Consider the following 26,040-nt stretch of genomic DNA (forward strand, 5'->3'; position numbering starts at 1 on the left):
GTTGGCAGCTGTTCTCGAGGCGAAGGGGATCAGCAAGCGCTTCCCCGGCGTACTCGCTCTCGACAGTGTGCATCTCGCCCTCCTCCCGGGCGAGGTGCACGCCCTCGTGGGGGAGAACGGCGCGGGCAAGTCCACCCTGATCAAGGTCTTCACCGGCGTCTACCATCCCGACGGCGGCGAACTGCGCCACCTCGGCGCGCCCGCCGCCTTCGGCACACCGCTCGACGCGCAGCGCGCCGGGATCTCCACCATCTACCAGGAGGTCAACCTCGTCCCGATGATGAGCGTCGCCCGCAACCTGCTGCTCGGCCGCGAGCCACGCGGCCGCTTCGGGGTCATCGACGCCACGAGGATGTACGCCGAAGCCGACCGGATCCTGTCCGGCTACGGCGTCGACACCGACGTCAGGCGGCCGCTGCGCACGCTCGGCATCGGTGCCCAGCAGATGGTCGCCCTGGCCAGGGCCGTGGCCGTCGACGCCCGCGTGGTCATCATGGACGAGCCCACCTCCTCCCTGGAGCCGCGCGAGGTCGAGACGCTGTTCGGGGTGATCAGGCGGCTGCGCGACGAGGGCATCGCCGTCATGTACGTCAGCCACCGGCTCGACGAGCTCTACCAGGTGTGCGACCGGGTCACCGTGCTGCGCGACGGCCGCGTCGCGCACACCGGGCCGCTCGCCGGGCTCGACCGGCTCAAGCTCATCTCGCTCATGCTGGGCCGCGACCTGAACGAGGTCAAAGCCGATGGCCTGACCAGGTTCTCCCGCGATCGCCACGGCGCCGCGAACGGCCAGGAGCCACCGGCCGTCGAGGCGCGCGGCCTCACCCGGCGGCACGTCCTGGACGGGATCGACGTGTCTGTACGGCCCGGCGAGGTCGTGGGGCTCGGCGGGCTGCTCGGCGCGGGGCGTACCGAGACCGCCAAGGCCATCGTCGGCGCGATGCCCCTCGACGGCGGGCAGGTGCTCGTGGCCGGGCTGCCGCTGCGCGGCGGCTCCACGGCCGCGGCGATCAGGGCGGGCATCAGCCTGCTGCCCGAGGACCGCAAGGCCGAGGGCATCGTCCCGACCCTGTCCGTCCGCGAGAACATCGCGCTGGCCGCCCTGCCCGCCCTGGCCAGGGCGGGTGTGGTGTCCGACGCGAAGATCGACCGGATGGTCGAGATCTTCATGCGGCGGCTGCGCATCAAGGCGGCCTCGCCGAACCAGCTGGTGTCGGAGCTGTCCGGCGGCAACCAGCAGAAGGTGCTGCTGGCCCGCTGGCTGGCCGTACGTCCCAAGGTGCTGCTGCTCGACGAGCCCACCCGCGGCATCGACGTGGGCGCCAAGGCCGAGGTGCAGGCGCTGATCGACGAGCTGGCCGAGGAGGGGCTGGGCGTGCTGCTGATCTCCTCCGACCTGGAGGAGCTGGTCGAGGGCGCCGACCGCATCCTGGTGCTGCGCGAGGGCGCGGTCGTCGGGGAACTGACCGGTGACCAGGTGACCGAGGAGAGAATCATGGCGACGATCGCGGAGCAGTCCGATGACTGAACTCACCTCTAAACCGGCGCCGCGGACCGACCTCAAACCGCGGATCTTCGCGTGGGTGCAGGACTACGGCGTGTACGCGGCCGTGCTGGCGCTGCTGCTGTTCAACGTGCTGTTCACGCCGCACTTCCTCGACGTGTCGAACTTCCGCACCCAGTTCGTCCAGGTCACGCCCATCGTGATCGTGTCGCTCGGCATGGCGCTGGTGATCGGCACCCAGGGCATCGACCTGTCCGTCGGCTCGGTCATGGCGCTCGCCGCCGCGCTCGTCGCCCTCTACCTGGGGTACGGCGCGCTGCCCGCGCTGATCGTCGCCGTGATCGGCGGGGCGGTCGTCGGTGCGGCGGGCGGGGCCCTGGTCGCCTACGTGGGCGTCCAGCCGATCGTGGCCACACTGGCGCTGCTCGTCGGCATTCGCGGCATCGCGAACGTCCTGGTGCCGCAGCTCGTCGAGTTCCGCAACCCGGACCTGATCGCGTTGGGCAGCAGCTCGGTGGCCGGGATCCCGATCATCGTGCTGATCGCCGCGGCGCTGACGCTGATCATGCTGTTCGTGGTGCGGCGCACGACGTTCGGCCGGCAGGTCGTCGCGATCGGCGGCAACCGCTCGGCCAGCGAGCTGTCCGGGCTGCCGGTCAAACGGGTGCTGCTGATCGTGTACGTGATCTCCGGGCTGCTCGCCGCGCTGGCCGGGGTGCTGGCGACGGCCCGCCTGCAGGCCAGCGACCCGACGTCGCTCGGCCTGTTCATCGAGTTGTCGGCGATCACCGCCGTCGTGGTCGGCGGCACGCCGCTCACCGGCGGGCGGATCAGGGTGCTCAGCACGGTCATGGGCGCGCTGCTCATGCAACTGCTCGCGGCGACGCTGATCAAGCACAACCTGCCGCAGTCGTGGACCCAGATGGTCCAGGCGGTCATCATCCTGGCCGCCGTCTACGCCACCAGGGAGCGTGCGAACCGATGACCTCCATAGCCTCTTCACGGCGTGAGCAGGTGAGCCGGGTGCTCCAGCAGCACGGGGCGCTCATGGTGCTGGCGATGCTGGTGATCGTGGGCAGCCTGACCTTCGACTCCTTCGCCACGGCGGGGAACGCGGCCAGCGTGGTGGTCTCCTCGTCGTTCCTGGCGGTCATCGCGATCGGGATGACGTTCGTGATCATCAGCGGCGGGATCGACCTGTCGGTGGGGTCGCTGTTCGTGCTGGGCGGGGTGCTGGCGGCCTACGGGTCCCAGTACGGCCTGCTCATGGCGCTGGCGTTACCGTTGGGCGCGTGCGGGGTGGTCGGCCTGTTGCAGGGCCTCGTCATAGCTCGCACCGGTATGGCACCTTTTATCGTTACATTGGCGGGTTTGTTGGGTGTGCGGGGGTTGATGCTCGCCATTTCCGACGAAGGGGCCACCACCTATTTGGTGAAAAATCCTGCTTTCGCGTCATTGGGGCAGGGGGAGTTGCTCGGCCTGACGTACCCCGTGTACATCACCGCGGCGCTGGCACTGGTCGCGATGGTGCTGTTGCAGCGGACCGGCTTCGGACAGAACGTCTACGCGATCGGCGGCAACGAGCAGGCCGCGGCGCTCATGGGCGTGCCCGTGGCGCGCACCAAGGTGGCCGTGTACGTGATGTCGGCCCTGCTGGCGGGCCTCGCGGGCGCGCTGAACGCGGCCCGGCTCTCGTCCGGGGTCACGATCCTGGGCATCGGGCTGGAACTGGACGCGATCGCCGCCGTCGTCATCGGCGGCACCCTGCTGACCGGCGGCGCGGGCGGGATCACCGGAACGGTGGCGGGGGTGCTGCTGCTGGGGGTGATCCAAAGCCTGATCAACCAGGTGGGGAACCTGACGTCGGCCTTCCAGCAGGTGGTCAGCGGGGCGTTCCTGGCGCTGGTGGTGGTGGCGCAGCGGCTGCTGAGCAAGGCGCAACGACTGTCGTGACGGCTGTCACATCGGCACGGCCCCTGGGAGGTGAACTCCCGGGGGCTGTCGCGTTTGGTGGTTCGGCGGGGTCGTTTGGTGGTTCGGCGGGATAACTCGCCGCGTCAGGCATTCACTGATGTTTTTTCACCTTTGCTTTCCCTGTCCGGGGAAGTCCTTTTCGGCGTGGCGCCCGGAGGAGATCGATGGCGACTGTAAGTATTTTTTCAGTCACGCTGGGTCGCCCAGCGGGCAGGTATGGGCCGTCTTCCGGCCAATGGGTTAGCCGCGGTCACGGCCGCGCTCCAAAAGAAACGGTACCTCTATGTTCACGCATACTCCCAAAACCGACGCCACAGCCATACCGACCAAGCCGGCGCGGCGGCGGCGCTCGGCAAAAGGAATGATGACGCTGGCCGTGGCAGGATCCCTGTCCGTGGCCCTTGCCGGCACCACGACCAACCCGGCCTTCGGGGATGATCCGCGGGATCACAGGGACCACCACCACTTCCTCGACCACAAACTCCGCGAGCCGGTCCTGGTCGGAGACGGGGGTGGCTGTGAGGCGGGCACCTTCATCAGGGTTCATTCCCTCAGGCCGCACAACTTCTTCATTCCGCGCACCCGCTACACCGACGGTCCAGGCGGGGAGATGACCGTCTCGGTCCACCACGAGTTCGAAGTGCTCGCGTTCGTGGAGGCCGACAAGAACAGGTTCGTCTCGCACAGAAGGTCGGACGACACCGCAGTCCGCAACGTGGTCACCACTGATGAAATCGTCCGCGCGGTGAACCTGGAGGTCACTCCGCACCTCGAGAAGAGGCACATGATCTTCACGGGCCACGACTACACGCAGACGATCAGCAAGGGCAAGTACGGAAACATGTGGTACCGCGTCTTCGGTTACCGCGTGCACTGGGGACAGTGGGCACGGCTCCACAACTGCAGCGAGGTCAGGATCGGTACCGGTATCGCGAGCATCCCGTCGAGGATCGAAGGCTGGCGCTACTGGGAGACCGACCACCCGCAGTTCCGCGGACGGTTGCTCTCCGACAAGTAAGGTCGGGTCGCCCGGGGCGCTCCAGCCCCGGGCCCTACGGAGGCAAGTCGACCGCCGGAGAGGTGTCTGGGGGTCAGGTGGCAGCGGCGGCGGATCGATGGCGTCTCGCGAGAAGCGGCGAGCGCGTCGCGCCGGTGTTGCCCTACTGTGCGGGGACCGTTGGGGGATCAGGCGGATGTGCTCAGGCACATGCTGGCTGGTCGTCGAGAGACGGTCCCCGTTCCTTTTGCTGGACCCAGCCTGACGGGGCCGCTAGTTGTTGTGGGGGTCTTCGGTGGGGAGGGGGATGCCGAAGTGGGCGAACATCGTCTCGAACATCCGGGTGTGCTTGTCGAGCGTGCGCGTGTGGCCGTCCAGGATCTCCGTATGGGTATCGAGGATCTCTGTATGGGTGTCCAGGATCTCCCGGTGCTCGGCCAATGTCTGGCTGTGCTCGTCGAGCTTCCGATCCACCCCGTCGAGTCTCTCCTCCACTCGATCGAGTCTCGCGTCCACTTGGTCGAGCCTCGTGTCCACTCGGTCGAGTCTCAGTGTGTGCTGGTGCTGAGTCTCCGCCAGTTGGTCGAGTCTCAGTGTGTGCTGGTGCTGAGTCTCCGCCAGTTGGTCGAGTCTCAGTGTGTGCTGGTGCTGAGTCTCTTCCACTCGGTCGAGTCTCAGTGTGTGCTGGTGCTGAGTCTCCGTCACTTGGTCGAGTCTGAGCGTGTGCGTGTGCTGAGTCTCCATGATCATCGACAGTTCTGAGCCGAAGACCTTGATGTCTTCTCGCTGGTTGTCAGCGCGCTTTTCCAGGCGTGCCACCCGGCCGCCCAGCTCTTGGAGGGTTGTCATGGCGAGAATCCTAGCGGTGATCATTCCAGCACGCTCCGTTATGAGTCGAGGTCGAGGAGGGCTTCTTTACTCCCCGAGGGATGATCCTGTATCCGCGAGCTGACCGTTGTCATCAGCACGGTGGAGAGGAAGCTCGCCACGAGCAATCCACCGGCGACCCAGAAGGTCACTTGGACCGCGCTACCCGGCGAGCCCGACCGGGAGCCATCGAAGTAGACACTACCCAGGACGGCGACGCCGAGCGTCGCGCCGAGTTGCTGGACGGCGTTGAGCAGGCCGGCGGCCGAGCCGACCTCCTGTGGTCTGAGCGGCTTCAGCGCGGCGGTGAAGAACGACGGGGTGAACATCCCGATACCGAGACCCGCGACTCCCAGGGCGCCGAGCAGCGGCGTGGGATAGCCAGTGGAGCCGGCCGAGTGGTACACGGCGATGGCGGCCAGCACGCCGAGCGCCAGCGTGGCGAGTCCGACGAACATCACCCGCCGTCCGTGCCGAGGAACCAGGTACGCGCCCGCGACCCAAGAAGACGCCGCCAGGCCCACCGACCAAGGCGCCATGGTCAGGCCCGCGGTGCGTACATCCGTGCCCAACCCCAGCTGCAGGTGCAGGACCACGACGAACATCAGCCCGGTCGTCACCGCGAAGAACAGGGTGGACGTCACCAGCGCGGCCGGGAAAGCGCGGTGCGCGAACAGGCTGGTCTCCACCAGCGAGCTGCGGCCAAGCCCGGCACTGCGCCGCTGATGCAGGCCGAAACCGGCGACCACGGCCAGCCCGAGGCCGATAGCGCCCCACGTCCCCATTGACAGGTGCGCTGTGTCGGCCCCGATCAGCGGGTAGACGATCAGAGCGGTGCCGAGCATCGCCAGGGCGGTGCCGACGGGGTCAAGGCTCGGTCGCGCCGGCGCGTGGTCCTCGATCAGGATCGGCGCGACGGCCAGCACGGCGACAGAGAGCGGGACGTTGACCAGGAACGCCGCCCGCCATGACGAGCCGAACAGATCGGCGTGCGTCAGCACGCCCCCGAGAACCGGCCCGCCGACAGCGGCCAGACCCATGACGGGGCCGATGCTGCCCAGGGCCTTGGACGTCTCCTCACCATCGAACATGGCGCGGATCAGACCGATGGTCTGCGGAATGACCGCCGCGGCCGCAGCGCCTTGCACGACGCGGAAGCCGATCAGCATCCCGACCGAGGGCGCCAGGGCGCAGGCCACCGACGCGCCCAGGAACCCGGTGACACCGATCCGAAAGATCCGCCGCCGACCGGCGATATCGCCCAGCCGGCCGCCGGTGATCAGCAGCAGGGCGAACGGCAAGGTGTACGCCGTGCTGAACCACTGCATGTCTGCCGCAGACCCACCCAAGTCTGCACGGATCGCCGGGGTGGCGACCTGCACGATCGTCGAGTCCAGCAGATTCATCGCCTCGGCCAGCAGCAACGCCGCCAGCGCCACCCACCGCCAGCGGTAGGTCGCCATCACACGTTCAGACATTCACATTCCTCTCCAGTGCCGCGAACTCACGCCGTCAGCTCGGCGGGGTTCCCAGAGTGGAGAGGTAGGGGCCAGTTGTTCCATCTGGAGCGTGATGTTGGAGAGTATCTTCCATGACCGCCGGCATTATGAGGGAAATCCCCATGCTCGATGAGGTGGACCGAGGTCTGATCCACGCCCTGCACATCGACGGGCGAGCGCCCTTCGGCCGCATCGCCGAGGTGCTCGGTACCTCGACGCAGACCGTGGCCCGCCGCTACCGCCGGCTGCGCGCCGAGGCCGCCCTTCGTGTGGTCGGGCTCCCCAACCCGGACCGGGCAGGCCAGACGCAGTGGATGATCCGGCTCACCGCCACCCCGTCCACTGTGCAGGACCTCGCTCAGTCGCTGGCCCGGCGAGCCGATACATCGTGGGTCAAACTGGCCTCCGGGGGTACGGAGATCTTCGCCGTCATTCACGCGTCAAGCGACACGCAGGCCGTACCCACGCTGCTGCTGCACGACATCCCTCGCAGAGCGAGCATCACCGCGGTCTCCGCCCACTGCCTGCTGCACACGTACCTGGGCGGGCCGACCGCGTGGCGAGGACACCTCGAGGCCCTCACCGACGAGCAACAACAGCAGCTCGAACCGCCCCGCGCCACTGACCCGCCGGCCAGCCGCCCACCGGCGAGCGCCCCGCCGGCCAGCCGCTCACACGCGGCCGACACGCCAGCCAGTCGTTCACCGGCGACCGATGAGCCGACTTCTCGACCGCCGACGACTGATACGTCTGCTCCCCGGCCGCCACTGACGCGTGCCGACCATGACCTGATCGACGCTCTGCGCCGAGACGGCCGGGCCACGCACGCCGATCTCGCCGCGGCGACCGGTGTATCCCAAGCCACGGTGGCCCGCCGCCTCGCCGACCTCCGCGCCAACGGCGCGCTCTTCTTCGACGTCGAGGTCGCGCCCGTCCTCCTCGGAGCCACCACCCAAGCCCTGCTCTGGATGACCGTCCAACCAGGTCACCTCGACCGCGTCGCGACCACCCTGGCCGGCCACCGCGAACTCGCCCTGGTGGCCGCCACCACCGGCCGGACCAATCTGCTGGCCAACGCCCTCTGCCGCAGCCCCGCCGACCTGCACGATTACCTCACGCACCGGCTGGGCGGCCTCGACGCCATTCACGCACTCGAAACGGCCCCCGTACTGCACACCGTCAAGGCGGCGGGCCCGCTGACCCCCGCCACTTCGTTCACACGTGGAAACTGAGGAGTTTGTCGGTCCAAGCGGTAATTTTACCGGCTGGCGCAGTTAAGTCATTCGCAAGAAGCATGTCCATAATTTGGTCATGCCGTCGATGAGTGAGCTGAGAGCAGGAGATCCCGCCGGTCTCGGAGGTTACGAGATCCGCGGACGGCTGGGAGAAGGCGGACAAGGCGTCGTGTACCTGGGCGTCGACGAGCACGGCGACCAAGCCGCCATCAAGTGGTTACGCCCGCACCTGGCGGGCGACGCGGTCGCGGCCGAGCGGTTCGCGCGGGAGGCGGCCGTGGCGCAGCGGGTGGCGCCGTTCTGTACGGCGAAGGTGCTGGCGACCGGGGTGCACGAGGAGCGGCCGTTCATCGTCAGCGAGTACGTCGAAGGTCCGCCGCTGCAGCAGGTGGTGGCCGAAGAGGGGCCGCGGGCGGACGCCTCGCTCTACCGGCTGGCCATCGGGACCGTCACCGCGCTGGCGGCCATCCACCAGGCGGGCATCGTGCACCGCGACTTCAGCCCGAACAACGTGCTGCTCGCCGGCGAGGGCCCGCGGGTGATCGACTTCGGCATCGCGAAGGCGCTCGACGCCACCTCGACGATCACGTCCACGCCGGTGGGGACGCCCGCGTTCATGGCTCCGGAACAGGTCCTGGGGCACCCGGTGGGGCCACCCGCGGACATGTTCGCGTGGGGGAGCACCATGGTGTTCGCCGCCACCGGCACCGGGCCGTTCGAGGCGGAGTCGGTGCCGCTGATCGTCAACCAGGTCCTCTATGACGAGCCCGATCTGTCCCGGCTGACCGGGCCGCTGCGCGAACTCGTGGCCGCCTGCCTGTCGAAGGACCCCATCCGGCGGCCCACCGCCGAACAGGTGATCATGCGGCTGCTGGAACACCCCACGTCGAACCCCGCCGAATTGGAGCAGGCAGCCGCGGTGGTCAGCGGCTTCTCACCCCCGCCCCCCGCCTCGCCGCAGCCGCAATTCCCGCCCCGGCAGGGGTTCCCGCCCCAGCCCCCGTACCCGCAACCCCAGTACGCACAGCCCTCCTACGGGCAGTCGCCGTACGCACAACCGGGACCGCACCAGCAACCGCCACCACCGCAGGCGGCGCCGTACGCGCAGCCGGGCCCGCACGGGCAGGGCCCGCAGGCTGCGCGCCCGTTTGGGCCACCACCTCAAGGGCCGCAGCCATCGTCGGGGCCGCAGGGTGCGGACCTGTACGCGCAGTCGGGACCGCACGGGCAGGGCCCGCAGGCGGCGCACCCCCATGGGTCGGCACCCCAGGGGCCGCAGCCATCGTCGGGGCCGCAGGGTGCGGACCTGTATGCGCAGTCGGGCCCGCACGGGCAGGGCCCGCAGGCGGCGCACCCCTATGGGCCGCCACCCCAGGGGCCGCAACCACAGTCGGGAGCGCACCAGCAGCCGCAATGGGTCTCTCCGACCGCGTCCGGGCAGTCTCCGCAGTACGTCGGCCCGCCGGTTCAGCCATCCCGGTCGGGTGGCAAGAAGAGCTACGTGGTGGCGTCGATCGCCGCGGCCGTGGCCATCGTCGCGACCATCGCCGTGGTGGCCGTCGCGCTGGTCAATCTGCCCGGCCCGCCGACCCCCACCCCCTCCCCGAGCGCGAAGAGCACGTCTCCGGCCCCGGTGGCCATTCCCACCGCGAACCTGGTCACCTCGACGCTCCCCGGCACCGACGCGGTCATCTACGAGAACCCGGGCGACGCCGTACGGCTCACCACCTATATGGTCCGCGACGCCAAGACCCGGGACTGGATCTACTACGCCCGTGACACGCTGACCGGATCGTTCACGAAATATCAGGACATGTGGGAGAGCATGCTGTCGCCCGACGGCAGGTACCTGGCCCAGCGTGGCAAGAACTTCGTCGACGGCTACGACAGCGTCAAGATCACCGACAAGGTGACGGGTGAGGCGTTCACTGTCAAAACCTCACGCCAGCCGCTCAGCGCGTACGTGCAGGGCTGGTCGCGGGACAGCGGCCGCCTGCTGTTCAACGTCGGCAACCCGGTGAAGGGCGTGTGGCAGTCGACCGGGTTCGCGATCGTGAACGTCGCCACCAGGCAGGCCACGGTCGCGTCCCTCAGAGAGGGCTCGCTGCACGGCATCCGTTACGGCTTCGACCACGCCGACACGGGGGTGGTGGCCCTGTCGAACGACACCAAGCAGCAGGCGTTGCGTTTCTTCGACGAGAACGGACTCCGGATACGCCGCATCCCGAACGTGGGCCCAGGCATCGCCGACTCGTTGTTCTCGCCGTCGGGCAAGCAGTTCGTCACCAACTGCCCTGGCCTGGGCAGCGGCAACAACTGCGTTTACGACACCCAGACCGGCGCCGAGCTGAAGCGCCTCGAATCACCCTGCTCCGGTCTGGCCACCTGGTACGACGACAGCCACCTGGTCTGCTGGGTCAGGCCCGACCCGAGCGGGGAGAAGCAGCAGGTGCAGGTGGTCGACTTCACGGGCACCGCGGTGCGCCTGCTGGCCGAGATGCCGACGAACGGCTCGAACATGGACGTGATCTACACCTTCACACACCGGAACTAGCCGTTGCGCACGCGCCCCCTGGGCCGCAGCCGGGTGCCCGGCAGGACGGGCGCGGGGAGCGGGCCGCCGTCGAAGCCCTCGACGGCGCCGAACTCCTCGCCCTCCATCCACTCCTTGCGGAAGGCGACGATCTCGTCGTGGTCGCGGCCGACGAAGTTCCACCACATCACGATCTCCTCGCCGAACGGCTCGCCGCCGATCAGCAGCACCCGTCCGCGCCCGCTCAACCGCAGCCGGGTACGGCCGGGCGGCAGGTAGAGCAGCGGTCCCGCCTCCAGCGGCTCGACCTCACCGGCGAGCAGCAGCACACCGTGCTCGAATCCCGCGTCGAGCGGCACCTCGGCGCTCCCTTCGACGGCCACCTCGGCGCCCACCAGAGGGCTGAAGGTGGTCGCCGGCGAGGTCACGCCGCCGAGCGACCCCATGATCACCGTGGCGGCGAAGCCGGGGCCGGACAACTCGGGCAGTGACGCGTGGTGCTCGAACCCGGGCCCGGTCCGCCGGTGCTCACCGGGCAGCGCCACCCACAGTTGCACGCCGTGCAGCAGCGTCTCGCGCGACTCCTCGGAGTGGGAGATGCCGCGCCCGGCGGTCATCAGGTTCAGCTGACCGGGCCGTACCTCCTGGAGACTGCCGACACTGTCGCGGTGCAGCACCTCACCCGCGACCAGCCAGCTCACGGTCTGCAGGCCGGTGTGCGGGTGCGGAGGCACCCGCATCGTCGCCACCTCGGGGCCGTAGGCGTCCACGAAGCACCACGCCCCGATCATGCGGCGGTGCGCGTTGGGCAGCGTCCGGCTCACCGACATGCCACGCGGACCGCCCAGCGGCACCGCACGTCCGGCGAGCAGCTCGGTCTCCCCGCCCCCGGTCTCGCCATCGGTCGGGTCACCGGTCTCGGCGCCGCAGCGGATCTCGCGGGGGTCCTGTTCCAGGTTGCTCACGTTAAGACTGTACGACTGCCCAGATCAGCTCTCGGCGGGGAGCGTACGTCTGAGTAGACGAGCTCTCGGCGCGGACCGTGCGACCGTGCGGATCGGCTCTCGTCACGGACTGTACGACTGGGCGGATCAGCTCTCGGCGCGGCCCGTGCCGCTGCGTAGATCGGCTCTCGGCGCGGGCTGTACGACCTGCATGGATCGGCTCTCGGTGGTGACTGCACGACTGCATGGATCAGTTCTCGGCGGGGGTAGCGGTGCGGCGGCGGATCAGGAGTGACTGCGCGATGCCCACCACGACGACCGCGAGCGGGAAGACGGTGCCGACCAGCAGCCCGGCGCGGAGGCCGGAACCGTCGTCGAGCAGGTCCCCGTCGGCGACGGCGCCCGCCAGCCACGGGCCCGCCGCCGCGCCCGCGTCGCCGAACATCGCCAGGACGCCGAACATCGCGGCCCCGCCCAACGGGAAGCGGGCGGCCGTCAGGCTGAACGTCCCCGGCCACATCAGGCTGACCGCCAGCCCGCACAGCGCGCACCCGACCAGGCTGAGCACCGGGTCTCGGGCCAGGGCGGCGGCGAGGTAGCAGGCGGTCGCCAGCGCGCCGCAGGCGATCACGGCGGGCAGCAGGGGGATCCGGCTGCCCCAGAGCCCGTAGGCGATCCGGCCGAGCCCCATGAGCACCGCGAACAGGCACGGCCCCGCGAGGTCTCCCCACACCTTGGCCACGCCCAGCCCCTGCTCGGCGAAGAGCGAGGACCACTGCGACATGGTCAGCTCGGCCGCTCCCGCGCAGAGCATCAGCAGCAGCGCCGCCGCGAACGACGGGGTCCGCAGCAGCGTCCCGAGCCCGGTCCGGTGCTCGTCGGGCACCGTCGCGGGCAGCGGGACCCGCAGGAAGAGCGCAAGGCCGCCCAGGGGTACGAGGGCCCACAGCAGCGGCAGCACCTGCCAGGCCGAGTCGCCGATCCAGGCAAGTATCAGCGTCGTGCCCAGCACGACGGCGACCTGACCCCAGCAGTAGAAGGAGTGCAACAGGCTCATCGTGGCGGCCCGGTGTTCCTCCGGCGTGGGCAGGGCGTCCACCACCGGGCTGACCAGGACCTCCAGCAGCCCGCCGCCGATCCCGTAGACCACGACCGCCACGGCCAGCCCCCAGTAAGGGGACGGCAGCGCCGATGGAGCCACCGCCAGCAGCACCAGCCCGGCCACGCTGAACACGTGCGCCAGCACCAGAGGCACCCGGTAGCCCGTCCGGTCCACCACCTTGACCGCGACCAGGTCGGTGACGAGCTGGGTGGCGAAGTTGAGCAGGACCAGGCGGCCCAGCATCTCGTACGGCACCTGGTAGCGCGTCTGGAAGACGATGAACAGCAGGGGCGCCAGGTTGTTGACGATGGCCTGGGTGATGTACCCGGCGTAGCAGGCCCGCCGGGTGTGCTCGAAGGTGGTCAGCCCAGCGTCTCCCACCAGCCGTCGACGGCCGGGGCGCCGTCGGTGTCCACGGCCTCACCAGGACGTGGCACCACGATTTTGACGTCGCGGGCCTTTGCCTCGCGCCACAGCCGCTGCACCGGCTCCGCCCACGGGTGCAGCGCGAGCGTGAACGTCGCCCAGTGCACCGGCAACAGCAGCTTGCCGCCCAGGTCGAGGTGGGCGTTGACCGCCTCTTCTGGGTTCATGTGGATGTCGGGCCAGGCCGGGCTGTAGGCACCGATGGGCATCAGCGTCAGGTCGAACGGGCCGTGGGCCGACCCGATGCCCTGATAGCCCTCGAAGTAGCCGGAGTCGCCCGCGTAGAAGACCCGCTTGCTCGCCCCGGCCACGACCCACGATCCCCACAGCGTGTCGTTGCGGCTGAACATGCGGCCGGAGAAGTGACGGGCGGCCGTCGCGACGAAGCGCAGCCCGGCGACCTCGGCTTCCTCGTCCCAGTCGAGCTCGATGATCCGGTAGGCGGGCACGCCCCACCGTTCGAGGTGGGCGCCGATGCCCAGCGGCACCAGGAACGGCGCCTTCTGCGTCGCGGTGAGCGAGCGCACGGTCGTCATGTCGAGGTGGTCATAGTGGTCGTGCGAGATCGCGATGGCGTCGATCGGCGGCAACTGGTTGAGCTGGACGGGCAGCGGGTGGTGCCGCTTCGGCCCGACGAGCTGCGACGGCGACGGCCGTCTGCTCCACACGGGGTCGAACAGCACTCGGCGGCCCTCGATCTCGACCAGCGTGGACGCGTGGCCGTACCAGATCACGCTCAGGCCGGTCGGCGACGGGTCACCGGTCGGCGGGACGCGCAGCGGGATGGGGCCGCCTGGTCTGCGCTGGTCCCTGTCCTTGGCCAGCTCGCGCAGCAGGCCGGCGGGTGGCGTGGTCATCATGGCCGTGGACTCCGGCATCGGGTTGTAGAAGGTGCCGTCCTTGAACTGCGGCGAGCGCCGCATCCTGGCCACCCGGTCCGGCCCCGAGGTCAAAGGCCGTACGCCCAGCTCGGCGGGTACGTCGCGGAGGGCCCAGCCCGCCGCGGCCAAGGCTGCTCCGCCTACGAGGATCCGTCGTGCCGTCCGCATTCCCGCCATCGCTCACACTCCCCTGAAAGTCGGTCCACCCACCTCAACTGATCGCGATATCTCCGATGTTCCCGATTTGGACGATATATCGCGATAGATTCAGACAGTCTTGATCGCTCCGCCGTCCATGACGTAGTCGGCGCCGTTGACGCTCGCGGCATGCGGCGAGGCCAGATAGGTCACCAAGGTGGCGATCTCTTCCGGTGCGACGAACTTACCCGTCGTCATTCCCATGCTCGACGGCAGTCCCGCCAGGAGTTGGTGGTGCGCCAAGCCCATCTTGGCCGCGAGGGCCGCGCCGTAGCCGTTGGGGGCCTCCCACATCGAGGTGAGCGACGCGCCGGGGGAGATGGTGTTGACCCGCACTCCCTGAGGCCCGAACTCCTCGGCCAGCGCCTTGCCGAACGCGGTCAGCGCGGCCTTGGCCGTGGTGTAGGTGATCGGACCGGCGTGCGGCATGCGGGCGCCGTTGGAGGAGATGTTGACCACGGCTCCGCCCCGGCGCAGCAGGCTGGGCAGGGCGGCCCTGGTGGCGCGGACCGCGCTGAGGAAGTTGAGCTCGTGGGTCTGGTGCCAATGCTCGTCGCTGAAGCCCAGGAACCCGTCCAGCTGTCCCTCGCCGCCGTCACCGCCACCCACGTTGTTGACCAGCAGGTCGAGCTCGCCCAGCTCGGCCAGGGCGGTGCCGATCAGCTCGGCCGGGCCTCCGGCGGCGGACAGGTCGACGGCGACCGCCGTCGCGCCGGTCTCCTTCAGCTCGGGCGAGATCGTCCGCGAACCGGCCACGACCCGCATCCCCTCCGCCCGCAGCGCGGTGACGATGGCGAGACCGATGCCCCGGCTGGCGCCGGTGACGACGGCGGTCTTGCCGGTGAGCTTCATGTCCATGGCGGTGTGCCCTTCTGCAGTTGCGTCGTTTGTGATGCCAGGAACGTAGCACTTGCAACAGTGGTGTTGCAACTCTGGAGTGTATGGTTTCATCGTGGAAGCGATTCAGCAGGGACGGGCACTGCGTTCGGACGCCGAACGGACCGTGCGCACGATCCTCGAGGCGGCCGAGCGCGTGCTCAGCAAGAATCCGTCGGCCAGCATGGAGCAGATCGCCGAGGCGGCCGGGGTCGCCCGCACGACCGTGCACCGGCGTTTCGCGTCCCGCGACGCGCTGGTCAGCGCGATGGAGGGGTGGGCCGCCCGGCAGTTCGCGGCGGCCGTCGATTCCACCAACTCCGAGACCACGCCGCCGCTGGTCGCGCTCTACCAGGTCACGGCCAGCGTGCTGCGGGTGAAGATCGACTGGGGGTTCAGCATGAGCCGCGCGTCAGCGGATCCCGTGGTGGCCCAAGTGCACTCGGCGGTCGAGGAGAAGTGCGACCGGCTGTTCCGCAAGGCGCAGGCCACTGGCCTGCTGCGGGCCGATGTGGATGTGGTGTGGGCCAGGCGCGTCTACTACGCCCTGATCCATGAGGCCGCGCAGAGCCAGGGCGACGACGCCGACGCCCTGGCGACGCTCCTGGTCGACACCCTGCTCCGCGGCGTCGGCACCGACCGGGGTCTGAGTTAGACGGCCGAACCGCTCACTCTCCAGCGGCTACCGGCTACCGGAGAGCGGAGAGCGGAGAGCGGAGAGCGGAGAGCGGAGAGCGGAGAGCGGAGAGCGGAGAGCGGAGAGCGGAGAGCGGAGAGTGAGTCTGCCGGCGGCCGACCTAACAGCTCCCGTCAGGAGTCCTTTCCGTTGCCGATCGGCCGGAAGTCGCGGGCCGACCAGATCGCGTGCGAGACCGCCTCGGGATCGGCCACGTCCGACGGCTCCACATCGAACAGGTGCGTGATCCCGATCCCCGCCTCATAGCGCGGCCAGCCCGGATCGCCCGTGCCGGCGAAGCGCGTCCAGGCCGTACGGAACTGCTCCGACAGCCCCTCCAGATCCGGCGAGCCCCCGGCCATCATCGTCGCGATCGGCCCCGACGTCGTACCGAACGTGAGCGGCACGTCCAGCCCGTGGCAGGCCCCCAGCACCGGGTCGGGGGCCCAGGTCAGCTCATAGGTGTACGTCGGCCCGGTGTGCGCGTCGGCCAGCAGCACGCTGGGCATCCTGAAGATCCAGTCCGACATCAGCCGGATGTACAGCTCCTCGTCCGTCACCCCCGGCAGCCCGGCCCGGTAGGCGGCGTCGGCCCCGCCGGGGGCGAGCGTCTTCAGCGCGCCCTCCAGGTCCCATTCCCCGTTCATCGCGTGGAAGGTCCGGTATTCGTCCCGATTGAAGCCCACGATCAGTTCGACGTCGCGGCTCGCCCCGCCCGCCAGCACCTCCCACGGCGTCCCGGGCAGCACCTCCCCGTCGACCACCGGCGCGAACGGCATCGCCGAATACGCCATCGCCCCCCAGAGCTCGGCATTGCCGCGCATCTCCTCGTTCGCGACCGCGCTCGCCGCCGCCGTCAGCTCCTCGGGCGTCTTGTCGTATGGCGAGCCGCCCCCGAGCCTGCGCATGATCGACTCGGTGACGCGGGCCGCGTACTCGGGGGAGAAGAACATCCCCGGTACGCTCTGCGCGATCCCCCGCCTGAACAGCCCCTCGGCCTGCGGCATCGCCAGCAGTGCCGCCACCGATCCGCCGCCCGCCGACTCGCCGAAGATCGTGACGTTGTCCGGGTCGCCGCCGAACACCGCGATGTTCTCCCGCACCCATCGCAGCGCCGCCACCTGGTCGAGCAGCGCCCGGTTCGCCGGAGCGCCGTCGATGTGGCCGAAGCCCTCCATGCCGACCCGGTAGTTGAACGTGACGACCACCACGCCGTCTCGGGCCAGCCGCGCCCCGTCGTAGTCCGGCCAGTCGGCCGAGCCCAGCCAGTAGGCGCCGCCGTAGATCCACACCAGCACCGGCAGCCCGGAACCCCCGAGCTCGGGCGTCCAGACGTTGACGGTGAGGATGTCCAGCCCGTCGGCCGAGCTCCATGGCGCCTGCCCGGGGAACATCACGGGCTGTGGCGGGCGCGGGCCGTACGAGGTGGCCTCGAAGGTGCCTTCCCATGGGTCCGGGGGCACCGGCGCGGCGAACCGACGCTCGCCGAACGGGCTCTTCGCGAACGGGATGCCCTTGAAGACCGCGACACCGCCGTCATCGAGACCGCTGATCTCGCCGGATGAGATCGTCGTCATTGTGCCCTCCATTGCGATTGATCTTCAGCGCGCTGTCTGGTGAGGAATGCTCGCGGGTGCCACGGATGGGGTGCCAGTCCACCATGCGTTCAGCAGGATCAGATTAAGCGCGATGGCGGTGACGCCGGTCATTCCGACGCCAGCGCCGGTTCTTCTGGCGACGGACCTGGATCTCCGCGCGCGGGAATCGACCGCATGGCCAGGCACCCTTTGAGGAAGATCGCCCGCGCTGGCCCCAGGGTTGGTCGATTATCGATATGCACCAGATCTTCGCTCAAGCTGGAAGAGACGGGAGTTTCGATGGGGCAAAGGATGCCGATGCTGCTGGGGTTGCTCGGCCTAAGCATGGTCGCCCTGGCGCTGGGGCTCTATCTCGGCCGATGTAACAGCTTCGGGCTCTTCCCGCTTGTGCTGACCGGATACATCGCGGGCGCGGCCCTTCTCGGAGGAGGTCTCATCTTCCGCTACAGACCTGGTGTGGCGATGTCGGTCTTGGTCCTCCTCGGTGTTGCCGCGCTCGCCTTTCTCGTTGGCTTTCTGGCCTTCGCCGCCTCCTTCGCCCGCTGTTACGAGTTCTGATCGCAGGTGACCGCACCCGGCATTACGGGGCGTCGAACTCGTGTCGGGTTGCCGTTCCACAAGGTCGGCTCAGGCCGCCATCCCGGCCCCGGGCGGGGGAGCCGCACCCTCGCGAAGAAACGCCTTTGCCGGTAGGCCAGGCATGCTGTGATCATGCCGGTCATGAGTTGCGTCTTCTGCCGCATCGTCGCCGGCACCGAGCCCTCGCAGACCATCCACGAGGACGAGCACGCCATCGCCTTCCTCGACCTCGCTCAGGCCACCAGGGGCCACACGCTGGTCGTCCCGCGAGCGCATCACCGGGACCTGGGGGAGATCCCGGCAGAGACGGCGGCACACGTCATGCGGGCCGCGGTCGAGGTGTCTCGGCGGCTCGTCGGCGCGCTCCGGGCTCCTGGCGTCAATCTCTGGCACGCCAGCGGCGAGACGGCCGGGCAGAGTGTCTTCCACTTCCACCTCCACGTGGTGCCCCGCTTCGAGCCGACCGACCTCACATCGCCGTGGACGGAGGCCGAGCACCCGGTCGAGTCCCTCAAGGAGTTGGCCGAGGAGATCAGGGCCTGGCGCTGACGGCGAGCGCCAGGACGGGCTCCGAACACTGCGGGCAGCTTGCCGTCCCTCCAGGTCCGGCGAATCTTAATAGCTTGCCGCCCCTTCGCCGGGAGCGTTGAAATGTCCCGATGAGCGCGGAAAGTAGCAAGGCGCCGTCGGCTCCCCGCCTCGCCGGCATCCGGTCCCGCTGGCTCGGTGCCGCGACCGCCGGCCTCCACCACGACCCCGGCGTGGCCGGCGCAGCCCTGGTGGGGTCGCTCGGCGCGGGCCAGGCCGACGACTGGAGTGACATCGACCTGCTCGTGTTCGTGGACGACGCGCACCTCCACGATTACGCGGTGCCCGGCCGTCTCCCTTCCGGCCCGGGAACGTTGACGGCGGCCTTCGACGCCCGCCACAACGGTCCGCGCGGCACCAGGGCGCTCGGCCTGCACTATGTCGTCGACGGGCTGCCGCTCTGGGTCGACTGGCACATCCACCCGATCTCGCGGGCCGGCTGGGCTGCCGGCAGCGCGGTCATCCTCGACCGGCAGGGCTTCGACCGGCTCCCGGCCACCTTCTCCGAGCTGCTCAGTACCGGCGAATCCGAGCCGCCGACTCCCAAGCAGCCCATCGATCACCAGATCGCGCGGCTGGCGATGGTCCCGATCGCGGGCAAGCGGATCGCCCGCCGCTCGCCGGAAACGGCCCGGATGATCGAGTTCCTAGGAGGCCCCTACGCACCCGGCGCCTCCTGGCGGCACCACCTCGCCACGCTGCGCCAGATGCTGAACGGATTCGCGGTGCTCGGCGGCGGCGTGCCCGACAGCGTCGCCGCCGGGCACGCCTACCTCGACCTCGTGGAGGAGACTCTCGACTGACGCCGTCCTGGCTGCCGAATACGGCCTGAACACGACGAAAGACGCCGGTCCCGGTCAGTAGAACTCAACCGTGTCCACGACGTTCACGAGCGGCTGCCCGTCGAGCAGCCGAGTGGCATTGTCGGCGAACAACTCGACGACAGCCGCCTCCTCATCGGCCGCGAGGGCCGCCGTATGCGGACTGATCAAGACGTTGGGCAACGCCCAGAGCGGGCTCGTAGGAGGCAACGGCTCGACGTCGAACACATCGAGCGCCGCGAAACCGATCCGCCCGTCCTCCAGCGCCGCGATGAGAGCTGATTCGTCGACCACGCTGCCGCGGCCCACATTCATGAACGTGACACCGCGTTTGACCCGTGCGAGCAGTCGTTCGTCGACGATCCGTTTCGTGAGATCCGTTCCTGGTAGCGCGCACACGATCGCATCCATATCGCCGATGACATCAATCGCCTCATCGAGGCTGACGAACCGGTCGACATCCGGGTGCTCGGCGTCGGCGTGGCGCGAGGTCGCCGTAACATTCATGCCGAGCGCCGAGAGAGATCGGGCAACGGCCTTACCGATTCCGCCGAAGCCGAGAATCAATACCTTTTGCCGGGAGATCTGCCGCGACATCCACCGGTCGCCCCAGTGGCGTTGGTTTTTCAGCCGCAACAGCCGGGGCAGGTCTTTGGCGCCACAAAGGATGCCCAGCACCACGAATTCGGATAGCGGCGATCCATGTACGCCGGCGGAGGTGGTGAAAACAACTCTTTGGAGGTGCGAAGGGCTCAGTCCGGCTCTTCCGACCTGTTGGCCGCCACCGGCTGACGTCGTATGCACCCAGCGAAGACGCGGATTCGCATGCACCGTCCGGGAAAGCGCCGCAGGATCGACGTCGGGGATTCCGAGCAGCGCGTCGGCCGTATTGAGGAGGGCTTCGAATTCCGCTTGCTGTTCAGGGGTCCGCCGAAATTCAGGGTCGCCGGAGAAGTCCGCCCTGTGACGTATGGGAGGAAGCAACGAGGGGTCATTCAGCAGGGTCACGCGCGGTTCGCGGTCAATAATGCGCTGGTACGACTCCTCGTGAAGGGGGTTGGCAACAGCTACTCGAAGGCGTTTCTGGCCGGGCAAAAGTCGTTCCTCGGTCGGCTGGTCATGACCATTCATTCACAGCTCAGCTCTCGACGAAGAGCCGCTGAGCACGTTTCCACGCTTCCACGGAAGTGTCCATGTGAACCTTCATCGCGTGGTGCGCCTTCTCGGGGTCGCGCTGTTCGACCGCCCGCAGAATCTCCGTGTGCTCCTTCAACGCAAGTGAGATCGCGCCAGGAAGATGATCGGTCAACTGGCGCGCGTTCAGAAGAAGGTCACCCACACCCTCGAGCACGTTGCGGAACGCCACATTGTGGCTCGCGACCGCCAGCGCCGCGTGGAAGGCGACGTCGGCACGGTAGGCGCCATGGCCGTCCCGGTGAGCGCGTTCGTAGTCCTCGAGCGCGAGGGTGATCGCTTCGAGGTCGGCGGGTGTCGCCTCGGTTGCCGCGCGCTTGGCGATCTCGGTTTCCAGCACGCGCCGCAGTTCGTAGATGTCCCCAACGGCCTCGCCCGCCAGCAATGCCGAGATGGCCTCAGCCTCGACCGCCTCGTCGACCGGGATGGAGGTCACCCTCGCGCCAACGCGTGGGCGGACGTCGAGGTAGCCCATCGTGACCAGTGACTGGACCGCCTCCCGGACGGTGTTGCGGCCCACCCCATAGGCGGCCATGAGTTCCTTCTCGCCCGGGACTTTCGAGCCCGGCGGAAGCTGGCCGCTCTTGATCTTAAAGAGCAGGTCATCGGCGATCGAGGCCGACAGGTTCCTCCTGGTCGCCTTGACACGAGGTTCGATCATGTGATCTACTCCATTCATCCTACAAATAGGATCAATCGGATTCTATCGATAATCCGGTGCAGCGGCAAATCCCCGGCCTACTCGCTTTGTGGCGCTGCGACGCCCAGAAGCAACCAGAGAAAGCGGCAATGATGTTGACAGGTGAACGACGTCTCCTCCGTGCCGTCACGGTGATCGGAGCGGTCTCCACATTGGCGGTAGCGCTCACGGCGTGTTCCGGCCCTTCGGAGTCAGGCGCCACCAGTGCGCCACTCGATCCCGCCCTGGCCAAGTCGGCGAAGGGGAATATTACGGTTTGTGGGCCAACGGACTCGTCCGGTGTGTGGAAGGCGACGATGGCGGCCTTCAATAAGGCGCACCCGGGGATGTCGGCCAATTACACGGAGTTGGGGGCGGCGGCCGACGACCAGCTTCAGCAGATTACGCAGCGCATGCAGACGAAGTCGACCCAGTGTGATGTTTTCCGGCTGGATGTGGTGTGGACGGCGCAGCTGGCCGCCCAGGGGTGGCTCGCGGACACGAGTAAAGTCATCGCGTCCAAGCTGGACAAACTCATCCCCTCCACTGCCGGCACCCTGCTCTACAAGGGCAAATACTGGGGCGTCCCGTTCTACTCGAACACGGGCCTGCTCTACTACCGCACCGACAAGACGCAAGCTCCGCAAACCTGGCAGCAGCTCTACTCATACGGTGAGGCGGACCCCAAGAAGGGATTCCTCTACCAGGCATCGCAGAGCGAGTCGCTCACCGTCAGTTTCCTCGAGCAGCTCTACAGCGCGGGCGGTGAGGTGCTGAACGACAAGGGCGAGGTCGCCATCAACTCGCCGAAGACGGTCGAGGTGCTGACGTTCATGCAGAACGGCATCACCAAGGGCGCCGCGCCGAAGACCGTGTTGACCTACGACGAGGACGCCACCCGCCTCGCCTTCGAGGCCGGCGCCGGCGCGACGATGCGGAATTACCCGTACGCCTACGCCGCCGGTCAGAAGTCGGCCATCGCCGGCAAGTTCGCCGTGATGCCACTCCCCGGCTGGAAGACGCCAGGCAGTGGCGTCGGCGTGCTCGGTGGCAGCAACGTCGCCGTCAGCACGTTCTCCAAGAACCAGGCGGGCGCCCTCGCGATGATCGACTTCATGACCAGTGACCAGTGGCAGGAGCAGATCGCGGTCGGCAACTCGCTCGCTCCCGCCATCGCGGCGGCCTACACCTCCGAGCCGGTCAAGAAGGCCCTGCCGTTCTCGCAGGAGCTGCTGAAGGCGCTGACGAGCGCGAAGTCCCGGCCGGTGTCACCCGTCTACCCGCAGATCTCGCAGGCGATCTACCAGAACGTGGGGAAGGTGCTCTCCGGAGAGCTGACTCCGCAGGCGGCGGCACCGCAGATGGCGGACAAGATCGCCAGCGCCCTGAAGACGTTCTGACAGCTATGCGATTCCTCCGATCCTCGAAGCACCTTCCGGTGTCAGATGAGCGGCGCCTCGCCGGGCGGATGGTGGCACCCGCCCTGATCCTCATGGCCGGCGTCGCCGGCTATCCCGTGCTCTACGCCATCTGGCTTTCGCTGCACCAGTACAGTGTCATCACCCCTGGGCTCTCGCGGTTCGTCGGCCTGGGCAACTACATCGAACAGCTCACCTCGCACGCGTGGTGGGCGGCCGTGGGCAACACCTTCGTCTTCACGTTGATCTCGGTCCCGCTCGAGTTGCTCGCCGGGGTCGGGATGGCGCTCCTGCTGAACATCGCCTTCCGGTTCAGGCCGCTGCTGCGCAGTATCGTGCTGCTCCCGTACGCGATCCTGACCGTCGTGAGCGCCATCACGTGGCGGACCATCTTCGACCCGGACCTGGGTCTCGTCTCCACCATGCTCGGCGCCCTCGGCCTCACCGACACCGGTGTGGTCTGGCTGGGTCAGAGCGGATATGCCATGACGGTGGTGATCCTGGCGGATGTCTGGAAGACCGCGCCCTTCGTCGCACTGCTCGTACTCGCCGGACTCCAGGTCATTCCGGCCGAGTTGCGCGAGGCGTCGCAGCTCGACGGCGCCGGCGCTCTGCGGCACTTCTGGAACATCACCCTGCCCCTGCTCTGGCCCGCGATCGCGCTGGCGATGATCTTCCGGACCCTCGACGCTCTGCGTGTCTTCGACCTTCCGTTCGTGCTGACTCGTGGCGCGTACGGCACGGAGACGATGTCCGTCCTGGCCTACCAGACCCTGCGGGGCAACCAGTTGATCGGTGAAGGGTCCGCGGTGTCGATCCTCACCTTCGCGATCGTCATGCTCGTGTCCTTCCTCTACATCCGCTTCGTCGGCGGCAATATCCGATCGGTCGTCAAGGGAGGTTCGCGATGACCAACGCGATCACTGGCCAGGGGCCGTCGACCCGGCGGCGGCGACGGCGCGGAGCCGAACACAACCCGCTGGTCTGGTGCGCCGTCGCCATCGTCATGGTCTTCTCGCTCGTGCCGCTCTACTGGCTCATCAACACGTCGTTGAAGACCGGGCCCGATCTCTCGACGGCGAGTCTCACCCCGCCGCGCCCGACGCTGGACAATTACCTGGCGGTTCTCGGCGACAGCCGATTCCTGGGCGCGCTGGTCAATTCCATCATCGTGGCGACGACGACCACGATCCTCGCGCTCACCGTCGCGTCGTTCGCCGCGTATCCTCTCGCGCGGCTCACGATGCGCGGCAAGTTCCTCATCCTGAGCATCGTGCTGTCCGTGACCACGTTCCCGGGCATCGCGATCGCCGCGCCGATGTTCGCCCTGTGGAACGATCTCGGGCTCTACAACACGCTCGTCGGACTGATCATCCCCTATCTGACGTTCACGCTGCCGTTGTCGATCTACACCCTCGTGTCCTTCTTCAAAGAGATCCCCGTGGAGCTCGAGGAGGCGGCGTACATCGACGGCACGTCCCCGTTCCTGGCGTACTACAAGGTCATTCTCCCGCTGGCCGCGCCCAGCATCGCCACGGTGGGCATCCTCGCGTTCATCTTCGCCTGGAACGAGTTCCTGCTCGCGGCCACGTTGACCTACAGTCCCACGGCTCGTACCGTCCCTGTCGCCATCGCGTTCTTCACCGGCGCCAGCGAGTACGAGCAGCCGCTCGGCACGATCAGCGCCGCGTCCGTGATCATCTCCATCCCGCTCGTCCTCCTGGTCCTGGTCTTCCAGAAGAAGATCGTGTCCGGCCTGACCGCGGGTGCGGTGAAAGGATGACGGGGCAGTGGTGGCGCGAGGGGGTCTTCTACCAGGTGTACGTGCCGTCCTTCCAGGACGGCGACGGGGATGGGTTCGGCGATCTGTGGGGCGTGGAGCGGCGCCTCGACTACATCGCGGCACTCGGTGTGACGGCGATCTGGCTGAGCCCGGTCTATGCCTCACCGCTGCTGGACTTCGGTTACGACGTGTCCGGGTACACGGAGGTCGGGGCGCCGTTCGGCGATCTGGCGGTCTTCGATCAGCTCGTACGAGGGGCGCACGATCGAGGGCTACGTGTCGTACTCGACTACGTGCCCCAGCACACCTCCAGCGAGCACCCATGGTTCCGTGACGCGCTGTCCGGCCGGGACGGCGCACACCGGGACTGGTATATCTGGCACGATCCGAAACCGGACGGCGGCCCGCCCAACAACTGGGCCTCCGCCTTCGGCGGCTCCTCCTGGACCTTCCACGAGCCGACCGGCCAGTATTACTACCACGCGCATCTCCCCGAGCAGCCGAGCCTGAACTGGCGCAACCCGGACGTCCAACAGGCGATGTTCGACGTGATGAGATTCTGGCTCGACCGCGGGGTCGACGGGTTCCGCGTGGACGCGGTGTGGCGGCTCATCAAGGACGCGCAGCTGCGTGACAATCCCATGGATGACGGCGGCGAGTCGTTCGAGATCGGTGGCGCGGCCGCCCATACGACCGTCCGGCAGGTCCAGAAGTACACCGCCGACCAGCCCGAACTCCCAGGGCTCCTCGCGCGGATGCACACGGTCACCGAGGAGTACGACGACCGGATGCTGATGGGCGAACTCCATCTCAAGCTGGAACGTGTCGCCGCTCTCGGTGGGCGGGGGCTGGACCTCGCGATGAACTTCTCCCTCATCGACACCCCCTGGAACGGCCTCGACCTGGCGAACCTCATCCAGCGCTACTACGCCGCGCTCCCGCCCGGCTCGCACCCCAACTGGGTGCTGAGCAACCACGACAGGTCTCGTCTCGCCAGCCGAATCGGACCGGAACGCGTCCCCGGCGCGCTGGCCCTGCTGCTCACGCTCAAGGGAACGCCGACGCTCTACTACGGCGACGAACTCGGTCTGCCCGACGCCCCGGTCGACGGCGCGCATGCCCGCGACTGCGCCGAGCTCCGCGCGCCCGGCCTCGGGCTCGGCAGGGACCCACAGCGGATGCCCATGCCATGGCGCGAGAAGCCGGCGCGGGCCGGATTCACTCCCGATGACGTCGAGTCATGGCTGCCCATACCGTCGTGGGCGGGACGGTTCAGCGTCGAGAGCCAGGAACTCAGCCCCCGCTCGGTTCTCTGCCTCGTCAAAGAACTCCTCATGCTCCGGCGAGAGCTGGCCGTCCTGCGCCGAGGCGACATCACCGTGCTTTCCGCTCATCCGGACCATCTCGCCTACCTGCGCGGCGACGGAGAAGACGCGGTTCTTGTGGCGGTGAATCTTTCCGAGCGTCATCAGAGCATCGCCTTCAGCGGCACCGGACGTGCGCTGTGGTCGTCGCACGCGACCGCCGGTGAACGAGACCAACAGGCTGGCGCGATCGACCTCGCACCGTTCGAGGCACGACTCCTTGCCGTGACTTAGGACAAGTGGCCGGTTCCGGTCACGGCATAGGAAACCAGACCCCCGGAGGTTAGCGTCGGGAACGTTCCAG

The 26,040-nt window shown here is 68.3% G+C and carries 23 protein-coding genes; 14 read left to right on the plus strand and 9 right to left on the minus strand.

Annotated elements, in window-relative coordinates; genetic code table 11:
• Position 1: 1 nt before the first annotated feature.
• The 4 genes from KME78_RS43970 to KME78_RS43985 all read left to right on the plus strand — a co-directional run bounded on the left by KME78_RS43970 (position 2) and on the right by KME78_RS43985 (position 4,496).
• Complete coding sequence (locus tag KME78_RS43970; protein WP_219535713.1) at positions 2–1,528, plus strand: sugar ABC transporter ATP-binding protein; 1,527 nt, start codon at positions 2–4, stop codon at positions 1,526–1,528.
• Positions 1,521–2,489 carry an ABC transporter permease gene (locus tag KME78_RS43975; protein WP_219535715.1) on the plus strand — a complete coding sequence of 323 codons (969 nt, stop codon included), beginning with the start codon at positions 1,521–1,523 and terminating at the stop codon, positions 2,487–2,489. Before KME78_RS43970 ends, KME78_RS43975 begins: the two co-directional genes overlap by 8 nt.
• Complete coding sequence (locus tag KME78_RS43980) at positions 2,486–3,457, plus strand: ABC transporter permease (RefSeq protein ID WP_246653232.1); 972 nt, start codon at positions 2,486–2,488, stop codon at positions 3,455–3,457. The genes KME78_RS43975 and KME78_RS43980 overlap by 4 nt, the downstream gene beginning before the upstream one ends.
• Positions 3,458–3,854: 397 nt before the next feature.
• Positions 3,855–4,496: a hypothetical protein gene (locus KME78_RS43985; protein ID WP_219535717.1), complete on the plus strand. Its 642-nt coding sequence runs from the start codon at positions 3,855–3,857 to the stop codon at positions 4,494–4,496.
• Between the two features lie 252 nt (positions 4,497–4,748).
• On the opposite strand, the gene KME78_RS43990 is transcribed toward KME78_RS43985, so the two are convergent.
• Both KME78_RS43990 and KME78_RS43995 read right to left on the minus strand, forming a co-directional pair.
• Positions 4,749–5,324 carry a hypothetical protein gene (locus KME78_RS43990; protein WP_219535719.1) on the minus strand — a complete coding sequence of 192 codons (576 nt, stop codon included), beginning with the start codon at positions 5,322–5,324 and terminating at the stop codon, positions 4,749–4,751.
• 38 nt (positions 5,325–5,362) lie between these two features.
• On the minus strand, positions 5,363–6,820 hold the full coding sequence (locus tag KME78_RS43995) for an MFS transporter (RefSeq protein WP_219535721.1): 1,458 nt from the start codon (positions 6,818–6,820) through the stop codon (positions 5,363–5,365).
• 143 nt (positions 6,821–6,963) lie between these two features.
• Between KME78_RS43995 and KME78_RS44000 the strand changes: the two genes are divergently transcribed.
• Positions 6,964–8,073: an Lrp/AsnC family transcriptional regulator gene (locus KME78_RS44000; protein WP_246653233.1), complete on the plus strand. Its 1,110-nt coding sequence runs from the start codon at positions 6,964–6,966 to the stop codon at positions 8,071–8,073.
• A gap of 79 nt (positions 8,074–8,152) precedes the next feature.
• Positions 8,153–10,630, plus strand: coding sequence for a serine/threonine protein kinase (locus KME78_RS66655; RefSeq protein WP_219535723.1), 2,478 nt, complete (start codon positions 8,153–8,155; stop codon positions 10,628–10,630).
• On the opposite strand, the gene KME78_RS44010 is transcribed toward KME78_RS66655, so the two are convergent.
• From KME78_RS44010 to KME78_RS44025, 4 genes are all read right to left on the minus strand, one after another.
• A complete protein-coding gene (locus KME78_RS44010; protein ID WP_219535725.1) occupies positions 10,627–11,574 on the minus strand; it encodes a pirin family protein in 948 nt (315 codons plus the stop codon). The genes KME78_RS66655 and KME78_RS44010 overlap by 4 nt on opposite strands.
• A 229-nt stretch (positions 11,575–11,803) precedes the next feature.
• A complete protein-coding gene (locus tag KME78_RS44015; protein ID WP_219535727.1) occupies positions 11,804–13,036 on the minus strand; it encodes an MFS transporter in 1,233 nt (410 codons plus the stop codon).
• Positions 13,018–14,139, minus strand: coding sequence for an MBL fold metallo-hydrolase (locus tag KME78_RS44020; protein WP_246653234.1), 1,122 nt, complete (start codon positions 14,137–14,139; stop codon positions 13,018–13,020). Before KME78_RS44020 ends, KME78_RS44015 begins: the two co-directional genes overlap by 19 nt.
• A 90-nt stretch (positions 14,140–14,229) precedes the next feature.
• Positions 14,230–15,018 (minus strand): SDR family oxidoreductase, encoded by a 789-nt coding sequence (locus KME78_RS44025; RefSeq protein WP_219535729.1) that lies wholly within the window; start codon positions 15,016–15,018, stop codon positions 14,230–14,232.
• A gap of 94 nt (positions 15,019–15,112) precedes the next feature.
• Here KME78_RS44025 and KME78_RS44030 point away from each other — a divergent pair, with 94 nt between their 5' ends.
• Positions 15,113–15,691 (plus strand): TetR/AcrR family transcriptional regulator, encoded by a 579-nt coding sequence (locus tag KME78_RS44030; protein ID WP_219535731.1) that lies wholly within the window; start codon positions 15,113–15,115, stop codon positions 15,689–15,691.
• A 155-nt stretch (positions 15,692–15,846) separates the two neighbouring features.
• On the opposite strand, the gene KME78_RS44035 is transcribed toward KME78_RS44030, so the two are convergent.
• A complete protein-coding gene (locus KME78_RS44035) occupies positions 15,847–17,289 on the minus strand; it encodes a carboxylesterase/lipase family protein (RefSeq protein ID WP_219535733.1) in 1,443 nt (480 codons plus the stop codon).
• 312 nt (positions 17,290–17,601) lie between these two features.
• Between KME78_RS44035 and KME78_RS44040 the strand changes: the two genes are divergently transcribed.
• The 3 genes from KME78_RS44040 (at position 17,602) to KME78_RS44050 (ending at position 19,280) form a co-directional block, all read left to right on the plus strand.
• Positions 17,602–17,868 (plus strand): hypothetical protein, encoded by a 267-nt coding sequence (locus tag KME78_RS44040; RefSeq protein WP_219535735.1) that lies wholly within the window; start codon positions 17,602–17,604, stop codon positions 17,866–17,868.
• A gap of 153 nt (positions 17,869–18,021) precedes the next feature.
• On the plus strand, positions 18,022–18,438 hold the full coding sequence (locus KME78_RS44045) for an HIT family protein (protein WP_219535737.1): 417 nt from the start codon (positions 18,022–18,024) through the stop codon (positions 18,436–18,438).
• 110 nt (positions 18,439–18,548) lie between these two features.
• On the plus strand, positions 18,549–19,280 hold the full coding sequence (locus KME78_RS44050; RefSeq protein ID WP_219535739.1) for a nucleotidyltransferase domain-containing protein: 732 nt from the start codon (positions 18,549–18,551) through the stop codon (positions 19,278–19,280).
• A 54-nt stretch (positions 19,281–19,334) separates the two neighbouring features.
• Here the strand turns inward: KME78_RS44050 and KME78_RS44055 are convergent, their stop codons facing one another.
• Together KME78_RS44055 and KME78_RS44060 are read right to left on the minus strand one after the other, a co-directional pair.
• Complete coding sequence (locus tag KME78_RS44055) at positions 19,335–20,429, minus strand: D-2-hydroxyacid dehydrogenase (protein ID WP_219535741.1); 1,095 nt, start codon at positions 20,427–20,429, stop codon at positions 19,335–19,337.
• Between the two features lie 7 nt (positions 20,430–20,436).
• Entirely contained in the window at positions 20,437–21,153 is a 717-nt protein-coding gene (locus KME78_RS44060; RefSeq protein ID WP_219535743.1) for a FadR/GntR family transcriptional regulator, read from the minus strand.
• 131 nt (positions 21,154–21,284) lie between these two features.
• Here KME78_RS44060 and KME78_RS44065 point away from each other — a divergent pair, with 131 nt between their 5' ends.
• From KME78_RS44065 to KME78_RS44080, 4 genes are read left to right on the plus strand one after another with little or no spacing between them, the layout of a single operon-like run.
• Entirely contained in the window at positions 21,285–22,571 is a 1,287-nt protein-coding gene (locus KME78_RS44065; protein ID WP_281429043.1) for an ABC transporter substrate-binding protein, read from the plus strand.
• 38 nt (positions 22,572–22,609) lie between these two features.
• Positions 22,610–23,500: a carbohydrate ABC transporter permease gene (locus tag KME78_RS44070; RefSeq protein WP_219535747.1), complete on the plus strand. Its 891-nt coding sequence runs from the start codon at positions 22,610–22,612 to the stop codon at positions 23,498–23,500.
• Complete coding sequence (locus KME78_RS44075; protein ID WP_219535749.1) at positions 23,497–24,372, plus strand: carbohydrate ABC transporter permease; 876 nt, start codon at positions 23,497–23,499, stop codon at positions 24,370–24,372. Before KME78_RS44070 ends, KME78_RS44075 begins: the two co-directional genes overlap by 4 nt.
• The gene (locus KME78_RS44080) at positions 24,369–25,970 is read left to right on the plus strand and encodes an alpha-amylase family glycosyl hydrolase (protein ID WP_219535751.1); all 1,602 of its coding nucleotides are present in this window, start codon (positions 24,369–24,371) and stop codon (positions 25,968–25,970) included. Before KME78_RS44075 ends, KME78_RS44080 begins: the two co-directional genes overlap by 4 nt.
• Positions 25,971–26,040 lie beyond the last annotated feature (70 nt).

It is taken from the genome of Nonomuraea guangzhouensis, from assembly GCF_019396345.1.
GTDB classification, from domain to species: domain Bacteria; phylum Actinomycetota; class Actinomycetes; order Streptosporangiales; family Streptosporangiaceae; genus Nonomuraea; species Nonomuraea guangzhouensis.